16 protein-coding genes are annotated in these 17,433 nt (G+C 65.9%); 5 read left to right on the forward strand and 11 right to left on the reverse strand.

Annotated features, from left to right (window positions below; translation table 11 throughout):
- Positions 1-7: 7 nt before the first annotated feature.
- From WIN67_RS11465 to WIN67_RS11485, 5 genes are all read right to left on the reverse strand, one after another.
- Positions 8-1,249: an FAD-binding oxidoreductase gene (locus WIN67_RS11465; protein WP_339071267.1), complete on the reverse strand. Its 1,242-nt coding sequence runs from the start codon at positions 1,247-1,249 to the stop codon at positions 8-10.
- Positions 1,250-1,295: 46 nt separating this feature from the next.
- A complete protein-coding gene (locus tag WIN67_RS11470; protein WP_016962591.1) occupies positions 1,296-2,006 on the reverse strand; it encodes an ABC transporter permease in 711 nt (236 codons plus the stop codon).
- Positions 2,003-2,722 carry an ABC transporter permease subunit gene (locus WIN67_RS11475; protein ID WP_339071269.1) on the reverse strand — a complete coding sequence of 240 codons (720 nt, stop codon included), beginning with the start codon at positions 2,720-2,722 and terminating at the stop codon, positions 2,003-2,005. Before WIN67_RS11475 ends, WIN67_RS11470 begins: the two co-directional genes overlap by 4 nt.
- Positions 2,723-2,808: 86 nt before the next feature.
- Positions 2,809-3,561, reverse strand: a complete 753-nt coding sequence (locus WIN67_RS11480) for a transporter substrate-binding domain-containing protein (protein ID WP_047285526.1) — start codon at positions 3,559-3,561, stop codon at positions 2,809-2,811.
- A 16-nt stretch (positions 3,562-3,577) separates the two neighbouring features.
- Complete coding sequence (locus WIN67_RS11485; protein WP_011060499.1) at positions 3,578-4,453, reverse strand: MurR/RpiR family transcriptional regulator; 876 nt, start codon at positions 4,451-4,453, stop codon at positions 3,578-3,580.
- A gap of 277 nt (positions 4,454-4,730) precedes the next feature.
- Between WIN67_RS11485 and WIN67_RS11490 the strand changes: the two genes are divergently transcribed.
- The 4 genes from WIN67_RS11490 (at position 4,731) to nahK (ending at position 11,145) form a co-directional block, all read left to right on the forward strand.
- The gene (locus WIN67_RS11490) at positions 4,731-5,768 is read left to right on the forward strand and encodes an Ldh family oxidoreductase (protein WP_339071271.1); all 1,038 of its coding nucleotides are present in this window, start codon (positions 4,731-4,733) and stop codon (positions 5,766-5,768) included.
- Positions 5,769-5,976: 208 nt separating this feature from the next.
- Positions 5,977-7,161 (forward strand): porin, encoded by a 1,185-nt coding sequence (locus WIN67_RS11495; RefSeq protein ID WP_110653694.1) that lies wholly within the window; start codon positions 5,977-5,979, stop codon positions 7,159-7,161.
- Between the two features lie 254 nt (positions 7,162-7,415).
- A complete protein-coding gene (gene nosP, locus WIN67_RS11500; protein ID WP_339071275.1) occupies positions 7,416-8,579 on the forward strand; it encodes a nitric oxide-sensing protein NosP in 1,164 nt (387 codons plus the stop codon).
- Positions 8,509-11,145, forward strand: a complete 2,637-nt coding sequence (nahK, locus tag WIN67_RS11505) for a hybrid sensor histidine kinase/response regulator NahK/ErcS' (protein WP_213666031.1) — start codon at positions 8,509-8,511, stop codon at positions 11,143-11,145. The genes nosP and nahK overlap by 71 nt, the downstream gene beginning before the upstream one ends.
- Before the next feature lie 417 nt (positions 11,146-11,562).
- On the opposite strand, the gene WIN67_RS11510 is transcribed toward nahK, so the two are convergent.
- The 6 genes from WIN67_RS11510 to WIN67_RS11535 all read right to left on the reverse strand — a co-directional run bounded on the left by WIN67_RS11510 (position 11,563) and on the right by WIN67_RS11535 (position 17,119).
- Positions 11,563-12,228, reverse strand: a complete 666-nt coding sequence (locus WIN67_RS11510) for a response regulator transcription factor (RefSeq protein ID WP_092316068.1) — start codon at positions 12,226-12,228, stop codon at positions 11,563-11,565.
- Positions 12,229-12,274: 46 nt separating this feature from the next.
- A complete protein-coding gene (locus WIN67_RS11515; RefSeq protein WP_170004131.1) occupies positions 12,275-12,817 on the reverse strand; it encodes a PQQ-dependent catabolism-associated CXXCW motif protein in 543 nt (180 codons plus the stop codon).
- Positions 12,818-13,383: 566 nt separating this feature from the next.
- Positions 13,384-14,178 (reverse strand): ABC transporter permease, encoded by a 795-nt coding sequence (locus WIN67_RS11520; protein WP_339071281.1) that lies wholly within the window; start codon positions 14,176-14,178, stop codon positions 13,384-13,386.
- Positions 14,175-14,933 carry an ABC transporter ATP-binding protein gene (locus tag WIN67_RS11525; protein WP_339071282.1) on the reverse strand — a complete coding sequence of 253 codons (759 nt, stop codon included), beginning with the start codon at positions 14,931-14,933 and terminating at the stop codon, positions 14,175-14,177. Before WIN67_RS11525 ends, WIN67_RS11520 begins: the two co-directional genes overlap by 4 nt.
- The gene (locus WIN67_RS11530; protein ID WP_015635007.1) at positions 14,930-15,904 is read right to left on the reverse strand and encodes a YVTN family beta-propeller repeat protein; all 975 of its coding nucleotides are present in this window, start codon (positions 15,902-15,904) and stop codon (positions 14,930-14,932) included. The genes WIN67_RS11525 and WIN67_RS11530 overlap by 4 nt, the downstream gene beginning before the upstream one ends.
- A 30-nt stretch (positions 15,905-15,934) precedes the next feature.
- On the reverse strand, positions 15,935-17,119 hold the full coding sequence (locus WIN67_RS11535; RefSeq protein WP_339071283.1) for an ABC transporter substrate-binding protein: 1,185 nt from the start codon (positions 17,117-17,119) through the stop codon (positions 15,935-15,937).
- Between the two features lie 191 nt (positions 17,120-17,310).
- On the opposite strand from WIN67_RS11535, the gene WIN67_RS11540 reads away from it, so the two are divergent.
- Positions 17,311-17,433, forward strand: a complete 123-nt coding sequence (locus WIN67_RS11540; RefSeq protein ID WP_258010305.1) for a hypothetical protein — start codon at positions 17,311-17,313, stop codon at positions 17,431-17,433.

The following is a 17,433-nucleotide window of genomic DNA, read 5'->3' on the forward strand; positions in this document are numbered from 1 at the left end:
CCGTCGGTCAGTTGAAGCGCTCGGCGCGGTAAGGAGTGGGGTCGGTGAAGGGCGTTTCGCCGGTGACCATTTGCGCCAGCAGCTGGCCGCTCACCGGGCCCAGGGTCAGGCCGTGGTGGGCGTGGCCGAAGTTGAACCACAGGCCGGGGTGGCGCGGGGCGGGGCCGATCACTGGGCACATGTCCGGCAGGCACGGGCGGCGGCCCAGCCAGGGTTCGGCGTCGAGGCGTTCGCCCAGGGGGTAGAAGCGGCGGGCCAGGGCTTCGCAGCGGCGCAGTTGGATTTCGTTGATGGGGTCGTCGCGGTCGGCGAATTCGATGCCGGTGGTCAGGCGGATGCCGCCCACCATCGGCGCCAGGACGTAGCCGCCCACCGGGTCGAGGATCGGGTGCTGCAAGCGGGTGCCGGGCAGGGCGGCGTAGTGCATGTGGTAGCCGCGCTTGATCGCCAGGGGAATGCGGTAGCCCAGGGGTTCGAAGATGCCGCTGGCTTGCGGGCCCAGCGCCACCACTACTTCCTGGGCGGTGATGGGGCCGAGTTCGCTGTGCACCTGCCAGCCGCCTTCGATCTGAGTCAGGCTCAGGGCGTCGCCGATGACGAATTGGCCGCCGCGTTGCTTGAACAATTCGGCGTAGCCGCGGGTCAGGCCGCCGGGGTCGCTGACGGTCTTGGGGTCGAGCCAGTGCAGGCCGCCTACTACATCGGGGTGCAGGCCGGGTTCCAGGGCCAGCAGTGCAGTGCGGTCCAGTACCCGGTAGTTGAGCTGGTAGTCGCGCAGGTCGGCGGCGGCGCGTTGGGCGAAGTCGAAGGCCTGTGGGTCGTTGAAGGCTTCGAGCCAGCCGCCGTCGGCGATCAGCTCCAGCATGTTGGCCGGGCGGGCCAGGGCCAGGTGTTCGCTCACGCAGCGTTCGATCAGCGGCAGCATGGCGCGGGTGGCGGCGGCCAGGCCCTTGGGCGATGAGTGGCGCCAGTATTGCAGCAGCCAGGGGCCGGCCTTGGGCAGGTGGCGCAGGCTGTAGCGCACGTCGGATTGCTGGTTGAGGCCGTAGCGCACCAGCTTGGTCACTTCCCGGGGGAAGGCGTAGGGAATCACGCTGGCGCGTTCGATCAGCCCGGCGTTGCCGTGGCTGGTGCCGTTGCCCGGGGGCTGGCGGTCCAGCAGGACCACTTGGCGGCCGCGGGCCTGCAGGTGCAGGGCGCTGCTGACGCCGACGATTCCGGCGCCCAGAACGAGGGTTTGGCAATGCATGTTTCAGTCCTTATGACAGGGGCCGCGCGGCGGCCCGCTAAAGGGTTCAGTTCAGGTGCCGGCCCAGGCGGCCTTCCAGGTATTTGAGGCTGCGCCGCACCACCTCGACGATCAGCAGGTAGAGCACCGCAGCCCACAGGTAGATCTGGAAATCGAAGCTGCGGGAGAAGGCCAGCTTGGTCACCCCCATCAGGTCGTAGATGGTCACCAGTGAGGCGATGGCGCTGGCCTTGATCATCAAAATCAGCTCGTTGCCCAGAGGCCCGATGGCGATCAGCAGCGACTGCGGCAGTATCACTTTGCGAAACGCGGTCCAGCGCGACAGGCTCAGGGCCTTGCAGGCTTCGCGCTGGCCCTGGGCCACGGCCAGCAGGCTGCCGCGCAGGATCTCCGCCTGGTAGGCGGCGGTGTTCAGGGTGAAGGCCAGCAGGGTGCAGAACCACGCATCGCGGAAGAACCACCACAGGCCCACGTCCTGCCAGAAGCCTTTGAACGAACCCAGGCCGTAATACAGCATGAACAGCTGGGCCAGCAGCGGCGAGCCGCGGAAGAAGTACACATAAGCCCCGGTGAAGCGCCGCAGGAACTGATTGCTGGACAGCCGCCCGAGGGCGATCAGCAGGCCGAGCACGGCGCCCAGGCTGAAGGAGATCGCCACCAGTTTGGCGGTCACCAGCAGGCCGTCGATAAAGCGCGGGCCGTAGCGTTCCAGCAGTTCCTGGTTGAGGAACAGGTTCAGCAGGTCATCCAGGCTCATGGTTGCAGGCTCCGTTGCGCACGGTTGAAGCGCCGTTCAAGAAAGCTGAACAGGTGCCCCGACAGCGCCGAGAAGAACAGGTAGCCCAAGCAGGCCACGCTGTAGAACAGCATGGGTTCCTTGGTCACGCTGACCGCGAGGTTGGTCTGGCGCATCAGGTCCACCAGGGAAATGGTCGACACCAGCGAGGTGTCCTTGAGCAGCGACAGCCAGTTATTGGAAAGCCCCGGCAGGGCGATGCGGGTCAGTTGCGGCAGCAGCACCCGGGTGAAGGTGGTGCGGCGCGACAGGCTCAGGGCGCTGGCGGCTTCGTACTGGCCCTTGGGCAGGGTCTTGAACGCGGCCAGCCAGATCTCGCTGGAGAAGGCGGCGAACACCAGGCTGAAAGCGATCATCGCGGCGACGAAGGTGTTGATCGCCACTTCACCGGGGTAGCCCAGGGCGCCGAGGATCTTCTGCGCGGCGATCTGGCAGCCGTAGTAGATGATCAGCAGGGTCAACAGCTCCGGCAGGCCGCGAAACACCGTGGAAAAGGTCGTGGCCCAGGCCCGCGCCCAGCGGTTTTTCGAGCGCGTGGCCAGGGCTACCAGCAAGCCCAGGGGCAGGCCGATGGGCACGCAGGCCAGCGCCAGGGCGATGGTCACCAGGGCCCCGGCGAGCAAGGCCGAGCCCCAGCCGCCGCTGGCAAAGGACAGGAGTGACAGCTGTTCGAACATGCGCGAACCCTCAGGAAAATTGAACCGTGCAGGGCGCCGCCGCGCTCAAGGGAACGCGGGGCAAGGGCAGCGGCAAAGGCGGGCGGTCAGTAGATGTCGAAGGCGAAGTAGCGGCTGGAGATCTGCTTGTAGGTGCCGTTGGCGACGATCTCGTCCAGGGCCTTGTTCAGGCGTTCGCGCAGGGCGTTGTCTTCTTTGCGCACGGCGATGGAAGCGTCGGCGGTGGTGCCGTTGACGTCGCCGATGATCTTGCAGCAGTCCTTGCCGGCGCTTTCAGCCCAGGCCAGCAGCGGGAATTTGTCGGCAATCACCCCGTCCACGCGTCCGGCGGCCAGGTCGCTGTTGGCTTCGTCCAGGGTCGGGTAGAACTTCACGTCGGCGCCGGCCGGGCCGTAGTGGTCCTCGGCGTAGATGGCCTGGGTTGAGGAGGCCTGGGCGCCCACGGTGCGGCCCTTGAAGTTGGTCTGGGCGTCGGTGATGTCCGAGTCCTTGGCCACGGCCACCGACAGCGGGGTGCGGTAGTAGTGGTTGCTGAAGGCGATCTTCTTCTTGCGCTCGTCGGTGGCGATCATCGAGGCCACCACGGCGTCGTATTTCTTCGCCAGCAGCGCCGGGATGATGCCTTCCCAGTCCTGGGCGACGATCTGGCACTCGACCTGCATCTGCTTGCACAGGGCGTTGGCAATGTCCACGTCAAAGCCGTGCAGCTGGTTGTTGGAGTCCACGTAGTTGAAGGGCGGGTAGGCGCCTTCGGTGGCGATCTTCAGGGTTTCGGCCTGGGCCGTGGAAGCGGCGATGACCAGGGCGCAAGCGCCAGCGAAGCGGAGGACGTTGTTCATGGAGCACCTCGGTTATTTATTGTTTTGGTCGGGCGGACGATGTGTAACCAACAAACTCGTTATGCAGGGCAGCGGTGGCTTCCAGGCGTTTTTCCACCTCGGGTCCCAGGTGCTTGCACACCTCGTTGACCAACAGGTGCACCAGCGACAGCATGGCCGCGGTGGACTCCCAGAACAGGTTGAATTCGGTGGGCACGCGGAACACCTCGTCGGCGTTCTGCTCGGCCCAGTCGCAGAAGGTGTCGGTGACCAGGGTCACCGGAATCCCCGCCTCGCGGGCCTTGTGGCACAGGGTCAGGGCGTGGCGCGAGTAGCGCCGGGCCTCGAACACCACCAGGGCGCAGTCTTCGGCGGGGCTCAGCAGCACGTCGGCGAAATGCCCGGCGGCGCCGTCCACCAGGTGCACGCCGTCGCGCAGGTATTGCAGCAGGTGGACCATGGAGGCGGCGATGCCGCGCTCGGTCTGGAACCCCGCCACGTACACCCGGCGCCGGCTGGCCAGGCGCTGGACCACGGTCTGCCAGGCCGGGGTCAGGCTGTATTCGTAGACCTTGACCAGCGCGCCGACTTCCAGCTCGAAGCTGCGGGGCAGGCCCTGGGCCGCCGGGTTGGGCTGCTGGCGAAATTCCTGCAGGCGGTCGCCCACCAGCCACGGGCCTTCGCCGAGGTCGTTCTTCAGGTCGTTTTTCAGATCCTTGAAATGGCTGTAGCCGATGGCGCGGCAGAAACGGCCGACGCTGGATTCGCTGACGCCGAGTTTTTCGGCGATGTCGGCGGCGGTCTGGAAGGGCAGTTCGTAGAGGTTGGCCAGCATGTAGCTGGCAATCGCCCGGCCCGACGCGGTGGCGCTGGACAAGCTGCTTTCAAGGCGTTGTTTGATGGGCTGGCTCATGGCCGCTCCTTGTTATTCGGGTCTGCACGAAAACTGCCTGCGCTTCGACCATGCTGCGTTAAAAACAGGCTCGGAATGCTCATGTAGGCCCCTACACTCCGCTTCCTCGCCTGTTTTTGCCTTGCCTGATCTTTGCTCGGCGAGTTTTTTGTACAGAATCAAAATGACGCAGTGCAGTGGAAAATGAAGGTTTTCTGTCATGAAGTCAACATTTGACAGTTAACTGGCGTGACGCGATAGTCAGGCACCTTCCAATAACAATTCCAATGGAGCTGCCATGCACCACGCGACCCCGGCGCAGGCTGATGTCGAGTACCTCGACCTGCCGGCCTTGACCGACTTGCTGCAACGCATTTTTCTTCGCCACGGCACCTCTGCCGAGGTGGCCCGGGTGCTGGCCGACAACTGCGCCCGCGCCGAGCGCGACGGTTCCCACAGCCACGGGGTGTTCCGCATTCCCGGTTACCTGTCGTCCCTGGCCAGTGGCTGGGTGAATGGGCAGGCCATGCCGCAAGTGGAGGATGTGGCCCCCGGCGTGGTGGCGGTGGACGCCGCAGGCGGCTTTGCCCAGCCGGCCCTGGCGGCGGCCCGCGCGCTGCTGTTGAGCAAGGCCCGCAGCGCCGGGATCGCGGTGCTGGCGATTCGCAATTCCCATCACTTCGCCGCCCTGTGGCCGGATGTCGAGCCCTTCGCCGAAGAAGGCCTGGTGGCCCTGAGCCTGGTCAACAGCATGACCTGCGTGGTGCCCCACGGCGCCCAGCGGCCGCTGTTCGGCACCAACCCGATTGCTTTCGCCGCCCCCCGCGAGGGCGCCGAGCCCATCGTCTTCGACCTGGCTACCAGCGCCATCGCCCACGGCGATGTGCAGATCGCCAAGCGCCAGGGCCAGCAGTTGCCACCGGGCATGGGGGTGGACCGCGACGGCCAGCCCACTTGCGACCCGGCAGCGATTCTCGACGGCGGCGCCTTGCTGCCCTTTGGCGGGCACAAGGGCTCGGCGTTGTCGATGATGGTGGAGCTGTTGGCGGCGGCGCTGACCGGCGGCAATTTCTCCTTCGAGTTCGACTGGTCGCAACACCCGGGGGCGCAAACGCCCTGGACCGGGCAACTGCTGATCGTCATCGATCCCAGCCACCTGGGCGGCGGGCATTTTGCCCAGCGCAGCGGCGAGCTGGTGCGGCAGATGCAGGCCGTGGGCCTGGAGCGCATGCCCGGCGACCGACGCTACCGCAGCCGGGCCAAATCGCTGCAAGAGGGCATTCCCCTGGCCGTTGCCGAACTGGCGCGACTGCGCGCGTTGGCGGCCGAGGCTTAAGGCCTTATCCCTTGGCACCGGGGTCGATAGACCCTTGGTGCTACTCCCGGTAGGGGGGCCGGTAGCGGTCCGGTCGTGGATCGGATTTGCCGCTCCCTGCCAGCCCCTCCAAAGCACCGTGAACTTGCCCCCAAGGCAGCCTATGGGCGGCCCTGGCGCGTTTCGATAATCGCCTCCGACATTTCGTCCCCCGTTTGCGGAGCGCGCCATGCATAACAATAAGAACTGCCAGTACCCTCTGATTCCGGCCCTGCTCGTCGGCCTGTCGACCCTTGGCCTGGGCACTGTCGCCGAAGCCGAAATCATGCTGTATGACAAGGACCAGACCACCTTTTCCACCGACGGCTACGTCAACGCCTTCTACGTCAACAGTGACGTCGACCGCGCCGGCGAGCAGTACGACCGCCGCCAGGCGCGGGTGAAGATGGGCTTTCTGCCCAACTACCTGGGCTTCAACATGGGCAAGCAGGTGGACGACCTCAAGCTCGGCGCCCGGGCCTCATTCTGGGTGACCATCAACGACAGCGAAACCAACGGCACCGACACCGCCATCGACGTGCGCCAGTTCTACGGCACCGTGGCCAACCCGGAGTGGGGCGAGGTGCTGATCGGCAAGGACTTCGGCCTGTTCGCCCGTTCCAACATCCTGCTCGATGAAATGCTTGCCGGGTACGGCCAGGTCAGCGACAGCCTGGGGCTGGTGGACGGCGGCGGGGTGTCGTTCGGCAACATCGGCAGCGGTTACCCCTATCCCTTTCCGTCGTCGCAGATCACTTACCGCAGCCCGGTGATGGACGGCCTGCGGGTGGCGGTGGGCATCCTCGACCCGGTGGACACCAACGACAGCAGCGCCCTGGGCAAGGCCTACCAGAAGAACCCGCGCACCGAGAGCGAAATTACCTATCAGTTCGACCTGGGCGGGGCCAAGTTCTACAGCTGGCTCAACGGCAGCTACCAGACCTCCGACAACACCGACCCCAGCGTGCAGTCAGTGACTTCCAAGGGCCTGGGTTATGGCCTGCAGGCCAAGATGGGCGGCCTGTCCCTGACCGGTTCCGGGTTCCAGGCCAAGGGCATCAACCCGTTCTTCACCAACAATGCCGGCGAGGCCACCCTGCGCAATGTCGACAGCAAGGGCTACCTGCTGCAGGGCTCGTACAAGGTGGGCAAGAACCGCCTGGCGCTGTCCTACGGCAAGACAAAGGACGACGGCAACGGCGTAGTCGGCAGCGGCGCCGATTACCAGACCCGGGGCGTGGCGCTGTTCCACGACATCAACGACAACCTCAAGCTGGTGGCCGAGTACAACCAGTTCGAGATCGACGGCCACCACACCACCGCGCAGAACGAAAACACCGACACCTTCGCCGTGGGTGCGGTACTGACCTGGTAACCCCAGCGCCGGCCCTGGCGTGCGCATCGCGCCCGGGCCGGCGCCCCCTCCATTCCCCATATCTCCCGCATGTCCCGTAGGAGCCGGCATGCCGGCGAAGCGGCCCGCCAGCCTTGCACCAGCCCGGCCGACGCCTTCGCTGGCAAGCCAGCCCCTACGCCCATGGAACCGGCTACCCGCTACCCAAGTAGCATTCGTGCCCCGGGGCCGGCTTCGTACACTCATTGCTCAGACAACCCGCGCCGGAGGCGACGATGCAGCAAGCCCAGAGCGAGGGCGTGGTCAGCGCCATGTCCCAGGCCGTCGATCCGCAGCAGGTGGCCCAGGACCTGGCCAGCCAACTGCTGCATCCGCACCTGGGCTTCGTGCTGTTCTTCTGTTCCGCCGAATACCCCCTGCAGACCCTCGGCCCGGCCCTGCAGCAGAGCTTCGGCGGCATTCCCCTGGTGGGCTGCACCAGCGCCGGGGAGATCACCCCCCTGGGCTACGGGCGTAACTGCGTGACCGCCATCGGCTTCGACCATCGGCACTTTTCCATCGCCGCCGAACTCATCGACCAGATGGAGCACTTCAGCCTGATCGACGCCCAGCAGATGGTCGAACGCCTGGTGGGCCGTTGCCGCAGCAACACCCTGGCGCCGATCAAGGGCAACAGCTTCGCCCTGACCCTGCTGGACGGTCTGTCGAGCCGCGAGGAAATGGTGCTGGCCGCCCTCAGCGCAGCCCTGGGGGACATTCCGCATTTCGGCGGTTCGGCCGGCGATGACAACTACCTGACCCACACCCACGTGTATTTCGGCGGCGAGTTCCACAGCGGCGCGGCGGTGGTGGTGCTGGTCAACACCTGGCTGGATTTCGAGGTGTTCACTACCCACCACATCCAGCCTCGGGAAGAAAAACTGGTGGTCACCGGCGCCGACAGTACCTTGCGTCGGGTCTACGAACTGAACGCCGAGCCCGCCGCCGAGGAGTACGCGCGGCTGATCGGCGTGCCCCTGGCGCAGCTCGACCACCGGGTGTTCGCCGCCCACCCGCTGGCGGTGCGCATCAACCAGCACTATTACGTGCGCGCGGTGCAGCAGGTGCACCCGGACCTGAGCCTGAGTTTCTACTGCGCGGTGGAGAACGGCATCGTCCTCACCGCCATGACCCCCGGCCCCTTGCTGCCCAACCTGCAACAGCTGTTCGACGGCTTGCAGCAGCGCCTCGGCGGGCTGTTGCTGACCATCGGCTGCGACTGTTTTTTGCGCCGCCTGGAGCTGGAGGATCGCGGCAGCCTGGATGAGATCGGGGCCTTTTTGCGGGAACAACGGGTGATGGGTTTCAACACCTACGGAGAACAGTTCAATGGCATGCACATCAACCAGACCTTCACCGGGGTCGCCATTGCCCGCAGTCGAACTCCGGCCCGCCGCTGAGCTGCAAGCGCAGCTCGATGACCTGCAGCGCGAGAACCGCAAGCTGCGGCGCATCAACGAGGCGCTGATCGAACGGGTCGAGTCCGGCATCACCCGCGGCAACGACCCTTATGCGGCGTTCCAGCATTCGGTGGTGTTGGCCGAGCAGGTGCGCGAACGCACCGACGCCCTGAACCAGGCCATGGCCGAGCTCAAGGCCGGCAACCATTTGCTCAGCGAAGCGCGGCTGCGGGCCGAGACGGCCCACCAGCACCTGATCGACGCCATCGAGAGCATTTCCGACGCCTTCGTGCTGTTCGACCAGGAGCAGCGCATCGTCCTGTTCAACAGCCGCTTCCGCGCCTTCTGGAGCCACAGCCGGGTGCGGATCATGGCCGGCATGCGCCTCTCGGAAGTGCGCCGGCTGATGACCAGCACCGGGCTGTTCAGCGAAGAACCGCGCAGCGCCGGCGACGAACAACTGCTGTATCGCCTGCACAATGGCCGCTGGCTGCAGGTCAGCGAGCGGCCGACCCGGGAAGGCGGGCGGGTGATCCTGTTCACCGACATCACCGAGGTCAAGCACAGCGAAACCCTGCGCCGGGAACAGGCGGTGGCGCAGAAATCCCACCTGCTGCAACGGGCGGTGGACAACCTGTCCCAGGGCGTGGCCATGGTCAACGCCGAGGGCATCCTCGAACTGTGGAACCGGCGCTTCCTCGAACTCAGCGGGTTGGCCCCGGTGGCCGCGCACCGCTTGTTTGCCGAAGTCATCGGCGACAGCGAGCTGAGCCTGCTGACCCCCGCCAGCCGCGACGGCAATGGCCGGGTGATCCATGAATGCGAGCAGCGCCTGAGCGATGGCCGGGTGCTGGAGATCCGCACCCATCCGCTGCCCACCGGCGGCTTCGTCAACACCTTCACCGACATCACCGAGCGCTACCAGCACGCCGAAGCCCTGAGTGAAAGCGAGCGCTGGATTCGCCTGATCACCGACCATGTGCCGGCGCTGATCGCCTACCTGAATGCCGATCTGGTGTATGAGTTCACCAACAAGGTCTACGAGGAATGGTACTGCTGGCCGCGCGGCGTGATGCTTGGCCAGAGCCTGCGCGAGGTGCACAGCGAACAGCACTACCAGCGCCTGGAAAGCTATGTGGAACGGGCCCTGGCCGGGGAGAGCGTGACCTTCGAATTCGCCGAAACCAACATCAACAACCAGGAGCGCTACATGCTGCGCTCCTACGTGCCCAACCGCCTGGCCAATGGTGAAGTGGTGGGGATTTTCGTGCTGATCCGCGACATCACCGAACGCCGGCGCACCGCCGAGGCGCTGCATCAGGCCTACCAGAACCTGGAGCTGCGGGTGCGCGAACGCACCGCCGAGCTGACCACCCTCAACCAGCAGCTTTTGCGCGAGATCGAAGAGCGCAGCCGGGTCGAATCGCGGCTGCGTGAGGCCAAGGCCGAGGCCGAACGGGCCAACCTGTCGAAGACCAAGTTCCTTGCCGCGGTCAGCCATGACCTGCTGCAACCCCTGAACGCCGCGCGGCTGTTCACCAGCGCCTTGCTGGAGCGTCGTGATCCCCAGGCCAGCAGCGCCCTGGTGCGCAATGTCAGCAACTCCCTGGAAGACGTGGAAAACCTGCTGGGCACCCTGGTGGACATTTCCAAGCTCGATGCCGGGGTGATCAAGGCCGATATCGCGCCCTTTGCCTTGAGCGAGCTGCTGGAAAACCTCGCCGCCGAGTACGCCCAGGTGGCCCGCAGCGAAGGCCTGGAACTGCACTTCGTCGCGTGCTCGGCCCTGGTGCGCAGCGACATCCAGCTGCTGGCGCGGATTCTGCGCAACCTGTTGAGCAACGCCATCCGCTACACCCGCCAGGGTCGCGTGGTGCTGGGCTGTCGGCGCCAGGGGCGCTGGCTGTCGATCGAAGTCTGGGACAGCGGCATGGGCATTGCCGCCGAACGCCTGGAAGAAATCTTCCAGGAGTTCAAGCGTGGTGAAGAACAGCGCCCCGACCAGGACCGCGGCCTGGGCCTGGGGCTGGCCATCGTCGAGAAGATTGCCGGGATTCTCGGGCACCGCATCGGTGTGCGCTCCTGGCCGGGGCGCGGTTCGGTGTTCAGCGTGCAGGTGCCCATCAGCGCCAGCGCGCCCTTGCCAGCGCCGCGCCCGGAACTGGGGGAAGCCCTGCTGGAGCGTTTGCACGGCGCGCGGATCTGGGTGCTGGATAACGACGCGGCGATCTGCGCCGGCATGCGCACCCTGCTCGAAGGCTGGGGCTGCCAGGTGATCACCGCCTTGTCCGAAGAAGACCTGGCGCGCCAGGTGGACGACTACCGCGCCGAGGCCGACCTGCTGATTGCCGATTACCACCTGGACCAGCAACAGAACGGCATCGACGCCGTGGCACGAATCAACGCCCGGCGCGCCCTGGCGATCCCGGCGATGATGATCACCGCGAACTACAGCAACGAGCTCAAACAACAACTGCGCGAACTGGGCCACACCCTGATGCACAAACCGGTGCGCCCGATGAAACTCAAGACCGCCATCAGCCACCTGCTGACGCCCCCCGTGTAGCCGCTGCCGCAGGCTGCGCCCGGCTCCGCAGGAGACGCCAACCCTGGCAACGCGGTCTACCAGAACAACCCGCGTAGTTCGATTCACCGCCATGGCGTTGGTCGCAATGAATGCGCCGGTCTTCAGATCGCCGGAAGGGCCTTCGGCCCTTGTCGCAGCCTCGCCGAAGGCTCGGCAGCGGCTACAGGAATTGCAGGATTTGCAGGGCGCAAAAGGCTTCATGTAGCCGCTGCCGCAGGCTGCGCCCGGCTCCGCAGGAGACGCCAACCCTGACAACGCGGTCTACCAGAACAACCCGCGTGACCCGATTCACCGCCATGGCGTTGGTCGCGATGAATGCGCCGGTCTTCAGATCGCTGGAAGGGCCTTCGGCCCTTGTCGCAGCCTCGCCGAAGGCTCGGCAGCGGCTACAGAGGGTTAGCGGCGCAGGTAGGCGCCGAAATCGATATCACCGGCGCTGAGGATCGCTTGCACCCGGTTGTGCACGTTGAGCTTGCGCAGAATCGCCGAGACGTGGGCCTTCACTGTGGTTTCGGCAATGTCCAGGGTGTAGGCGATCTGTTTGTTGGACTCGCCCTTGGTCATGCGTTCCAGTACCAGGAGCTGTTTGCGGGTCAGGGCTTGCAGCAGTTCCGGGGGAAAGCTCGGGGTCTCGCTGTTGCGTCGGCCCGGCTGGCTTTTCTGGGTGCGGATGATGTCCGGCGGCAGGTACACGTTGCCATTGAGGATCTGTTCGATGGCCTCGGTCATCTGCGAGCGCGCCGAGGATTTGGTGATGAAGCCGACGGCGCCGTAGGTGATGGCCTGGAGCACGATCTGCTTGTCCTGCTCGGCGGAGACGATCACCACCGGAATGGTTGGCGCTTCGTTGCGCAGGGTGATCAGGCCGTTGAGGCCGTGCATGCCGGGCATGTTCAGGTCGAGCAGGATCAGGTCCAGGTCGTCGTGCTCCTGGGTCAGGGCCAGGGCGCTGTCCAGGTCGGCGGTTTCCATCACCTCGCTGCCGGGAAATCCGTCGCTGATGACGTTGTGAATGGCTTCGCGAAACAGTGGGTGATCGTCGGCTATCAGAATTTTATACATGGCCTTTCACCTCGTTATTGTGATTGTGCAGGGGGCTTTTGCGGCTTCAGGGAAAGGCTTCCGGCTGGGCCGCCACCACCGGCAACCCGGCGGCCTCCCAGGCGTCCAGGCCGTCGCGATACCAGTAGAGGGAGGTATAGCCCAAGGCTGCGGCGCGTTTTACCGCGTTCCAGCTCAGCCAGCAATCGGCGCGGCAATAAAAGACCAGCGGTCGTTGCCGATTACCGGCGCTGAGCTGTTGCAGGTAGCGGTTGAAGTACTGCTGCCACTCTGGGCTCAGCTCGCCGTCGCCGGTGTTGGCCAGCCAGTGGCTGCCGGGCAGGTTGGCGTGGGGCTCGCTGTCGATGAAGCGGCCTTGCAGCCATTGCCGGCGATAGACGTCGATCAGCAGTGGTTTGGGCTGCTGCTGGAGCAGGGCCTGCAAGCCTTGAGTGTCGATGATCTGCGCGGCCTCTACCTGGGTGGGCGTCGGGCTGCGGTAGAGGCGGGTGCGATAGCCGTCGGCGGAAAACAGCGGAGTCTCGGCTTGGGCCATTCCCAGGGTCAGGCTCAGCGAGAGCAGGGCCAGGGTCTGCAGGGCACGGGGCATAAGGGTTTTGTCCTTCTTGTTATGGGCCCATTACATGCCAGCGCGGGGGCATTTGTGAATGCGACCATCGACAGCAAAAGCAGTACCAAAGTCGTAGGTCCTGGCTGGGCGACGCTCTTGCGCTTGTCTGTAGCCGCTGCCGCAGGCTGCGAACGGCTCCGGAGGAGACGCCAAACCTGGCAATGCGGTCTATCAGAACAACCCGCGTGGCTCGATTCTCCGCCATGGTGTTGGTCGCGATGAATGCGTGGGGCTTCGGACCGCTGAAGGGCCTTTGGCCCTTGTCGCAGCCTCGCCGTAGGCTCGACAGCGGCTACAGGCGTTGCAGAGATTGCAGGGATTGCAGGGCTTCGTGTAGCCGCTGCCGCAGGCTGCGAACGGCTCCGGAGGAGACGCTAAACCTGCCGGCGCGGTCCATCAGGACAGTCCACGGGCGTCGATGCACCGCCATGGCGTTGATTGTGAGGAATGCGCGGGCCTTCGGATCGCTGGAAGGGCCTTTGGCCCTTGTCGCAGCCTCGCCCAAGGCTCGGCAGCGGCTACAGTGGCTCTTTATCTGGAGATACCTAGGCGGTGCTTTTGCGCAGGGCGGCGTGCTGCGGGTTGAAGGTCAGCACCGCCAGCAGGGAGAACACCAGGGTCAGGCTCAGGCATACGGCCAGGGCCAGGAGGTTGAGGCGCTGATACAGGGCGAAGCGCACCAGCTCCACGGCGTGGGTGAAGGGGTTGAGGGCGCACAGCCAGTACAGCCAGGGGCTGGCTTCGAGCATCTTCCACAGCGGGTACAGCGCCGAGGACAGGAAGAACAGCGGGAAGATCACGAAGTTCATCACCCCGGCAAAGTTCTCCAGCTGGCGGATGGCGTTGGACAGCAGCAACCCCAGGGCGCTGAGCATCAGGGCCACCAGCAGCAAGGCAGGTAGGGCGCTGAGCAGCCCCATGGCCGGCGGTTGCACGCCATACAGCCAGGCCACGGCGAGGAAGGCGTAGACCTGCAGCAGCGAGATCAATGAGGTGGCCAACAGCTTGCTGGCGAGCAGGAAGGCCCGGGGCAGGGGGCTGGTGAGCAGCACGCGCATGCTGCCCATTTCCCGGTCGTAGACCATCGACAGCGAGCCCTGCATGCCGTTGAACAGCAGGATCATGCAGGCCAGCCCTGGGACGATGTAGACCTCGTAGGGAATGTAGGTGCTGTAGGGCTCGATGATGGCGATGCCCAGGGCCGCGCGAAAGCCGGCGGCGAACACCAGCAGCCACAGCAGCGGCCGCACCAGGGCGCTGAGAAAGCGCGTGCGCTGCAGCACGAAGCGCAGCCATTCGCGCAGCACGATGCCGCGCAGGCATTGCCAGTAGGCGTTCATGCGAGCGGTTCTCCGATCGGGGCCGGGCGCGGCTGGGGATTCTGGGTCAGGCGGGCGAAGGCGGTGCCCAGGTCGCCGCCCTGTTCCTGGCTGATGGTGCTGGCCACGCCACTGGCCACCAGGCGCCCCTGATGCAGGATCAGCAACTGGTCGTCGGCCTGCACTTCGTCCAGCAGGTGGGTGGTCCAGAGCACGCTCAGGCGCTGTTCCTGGCACAGCTGGCGAATGTGCCGGTTGAGGGCCAGGCGGCTGGCCGGGTCAAGGCCGGCGCTGGCTTCATCGAGCAGTAGCAGGCGCGGTTCGTGCAGCAGGGCGCGGGCGATTTCCACCCGTCGGCGGTGGCCGCCATTGAGGGTGCGGACGCTGTCCCGGCGCCGTTCGCTCAGGCCCTGGCGCGCCAGTTCGGCATCGATTCGCGCCTGCCCCTGGCGCCGCGACAGGCCATGCAGCGCGGCGTGGTAGTGCAGGTTCTGCTCGACGCTCAGGTCCAGGTCCAGGGTGCTTTGCTGGAACACCACGCCGAGCTGGCGCAGGGCGGCGCGGGCAGCGTTGCGCAGCGAGCAGCCACCGACGCGGATGTCGCCTTGTTGCAGGTCGTAGAGCCTTGTGAGCAGGGCGATCAGGGTCGACTTGCCGGCGCCGTTGGGCCCCAGCAGCGCGGCAAAGCGTCCGGGAGCCAGGCTCAGGCTGACCTGATCGAGGGCCTGGCGCGGGCCGTAGGCGAAGCTCAGCTGGCTGACCTCCAGGGCGTTCATGGGGTCACCACCACGCCCCAGGGATAGCGCCCGACCTTCACCGACTTGAGCACCTTGAGGCTGTTCACGTCGATCACCGAAACATCGCCGCTGACCCCGTTGGTGGCCAGCAACTGGCTCTGGTCCGGGGTGAATGCCAGCTGCCAGACCCGCCGCCCCACCAGCAGGTAGTCGAGGATCTCGTAGGTCTTGGCGTCGATCACCGCCACATGGTTGGCCGGGCCCAGGGCGACGAAGGCGTACTTGCCGTCGGCGCTGAGCTTGATCCCTACCGGCTGCACCTTGTCCGGGTGCACGCCCTTGATCTTGAAGTTCAGGGTCTTGAGCACCTGGCGCGTGGCCACGTCGAGGATGGTCACGGTGCCGCCGATTTCCGCCGAGGCCCAAAGCCTTGAGCCGTCCTGGTTGAACTCGACGAAGCGCGGGCGCTGGTCCACCAGGGTGCTGTCGGCCAGGGTCTGGGTGCTGGTGTCGATCCAGTGCAGCATGTTGGTGGTTTCGCTGGTGTTGACCGCCCACTTGCCATCGGGGCTCACCGCCATGCCTTCGGGTTCGACCCCGACGTTGATCTGGCCGAGGACCTTGGCGGTCTCGGTGTCGATCACCGTGACCAGCGCATCGTCCTCGTTGGACACGTACAGCCAGCGGTTGTTGGGGTGCAGGGCGAACTGCTCGGGGTCCTTGCCGGACGGCAGCTCCTTGATGATCTTGCGGGTCGCCACGTCCATCACCTGGACCCGGTCCGAATCGCTGGCGCAGATGTACAGCAGCTTATTGTCATGGGACAGCAGCAACCCCCGCGGGCGCTGGCCCACCGGCAGGGTCTCGGTGACTTCCAGGGTCTGCAGGTCGATCAGGCTCAGGCTGTTGTCCTTTTCGTTGGAGACCCAGGCCGTGGCGGCCATGGCGTGCCCGGCGGCGAGCAGCAGGCCCGCGCAGAGGGCGGAGCGGCAGAGAAGAGGGCGGCGCATGGCGGATTCCTTGTTGTTGTGGTTATGGGATCAGGGGTAGCGGCAGGTCACTTCGGGGCGGTCGTAGCCCAGGCTGTCCATTTCGTTGAAGGGGTGCAGGAAACCGTCCTGGGGCGAAGTGCTGACCAGGGCCCGGGGTTGCACCAGGGGAATGGGTTGACGCAGTTCGCCGTTCCACGGCCGGTAGCTGAGCTTGCGGCCCTTGAATCCGTCCAGGGGTAGCTGGTCGCTGAGCAGCAGCGTTTGCAGGGCCCGAGGGTCGGCCTGACGCAGTTTGCTCACCGCGCTGGCGACGCTGCGCACGGCCATCCAGGCAGCGAAGTCGCGGTCGTTCATCCAGCGTCCGGCCTGGGCTTCGAAGCGCTTTTGCAGTTGCGCGGCGCCGAAGGTTTCCACGCTCTTGTGCCAGCCGGTGGGGGTCAGGCCCTGGGTGCCGGCCACCGGGCGCGGGAACCAGGTCTGGTAGGGCAGGTACTCGCCGAAGTCGCCGCGCTCGTCGGCCACCAGCACCACGTCGTATTCGGCGGTCTGGGTGAACAGCGGCATGTCGGCCTGGGCGCTGCGGCGCTGGTCGTTGTCGAAGCTCCAGTCTTTCTCGGCGACCAGCTTCACGCCGAAGCGCTGGGTGGCCCGGCGCAGGGCATCGGCGTAGGCCCGGTCGTCTTCGGTCTGGCCGACGATGAGCAAGGCCCGCTGCCATTTGCGCAGCACCATGAACTGCACCAGGGCGTCGGCCAGCATCGCCCGGCCGGGCAGGCTGTGCAGCACGTTGCCCAGGCACTGGCTGTTGCGCAGGGCGTCGTCGGGGCTGCCGGCGTTGAACAAGAGGCTGTCGGGCAGGGCGGCGGACAGTTCCCGCAGGCTGGCCGCCGGGGCATTCACCACGAACAGCCGCAGGCCCTGGTCATGCTGGGCCTTGGCGGCTTGCAGCAGTGCCTCGGGGCTGTCGAGGCTGACGCTGTCGAGCTGGAACTGCTGCTTGAGAAAGCGCCCGGTGCTGTTGCTGTCGACAATCGCCAGCTGCGCACCCTGCAGCCCGGCATCGGCAGGCTCGGGAATGATGTTGGACAGCAGCGGGCCGGGGTCGGGGCGATAGCCCAGGTAGCCGATGCGCACTTGCAGCGTTTCCTCCGTGGCCTGGCTGGCGGCCATGGGCAACAGGGCCGAGGTCAGGGCCAACAGGCAGGTCAGAATAAGCGGGGCAGGCTGGTGCATAAGGCACTCCACGGCAGGTGGCGCCAGCATAGGAACAGCATCGGGGCGGGGAAATATGCAGAAAGTAGCGCTCGGGCAGTACCAAGGTAGTAGCCCGGCGCGGGTGCGGCGGTCTTAGCATGGTCCCAGCGGCCCCGACCCTGGCCTGAACCCGCCCCGAGCCCTGAGCCCGAACCTTGAGAGAGACGCCCATGCGCATCATCAAAGTGCTGCTCCTGCCCTTGCTGCTGATCCTCAGCCTGATCGGCGTCGATCGTCTGCACGGCCCGCGTCCGGTCCTGCCCCTGGCGGTGCCCTTGGTTCCGGGGCGCTAG

It is taken from the genome of Pseudomonas idahonensis, from assembly GCF_037903935.1.
In the GTDB taxonomy this organism is placed as follows: Bacteria; Pseudomonadota; Gammaproteobacteria; order Pseudomonadales; family Pseudomonadaceae; genus Aquipseudomonas; species Aquipseudomonas danubii.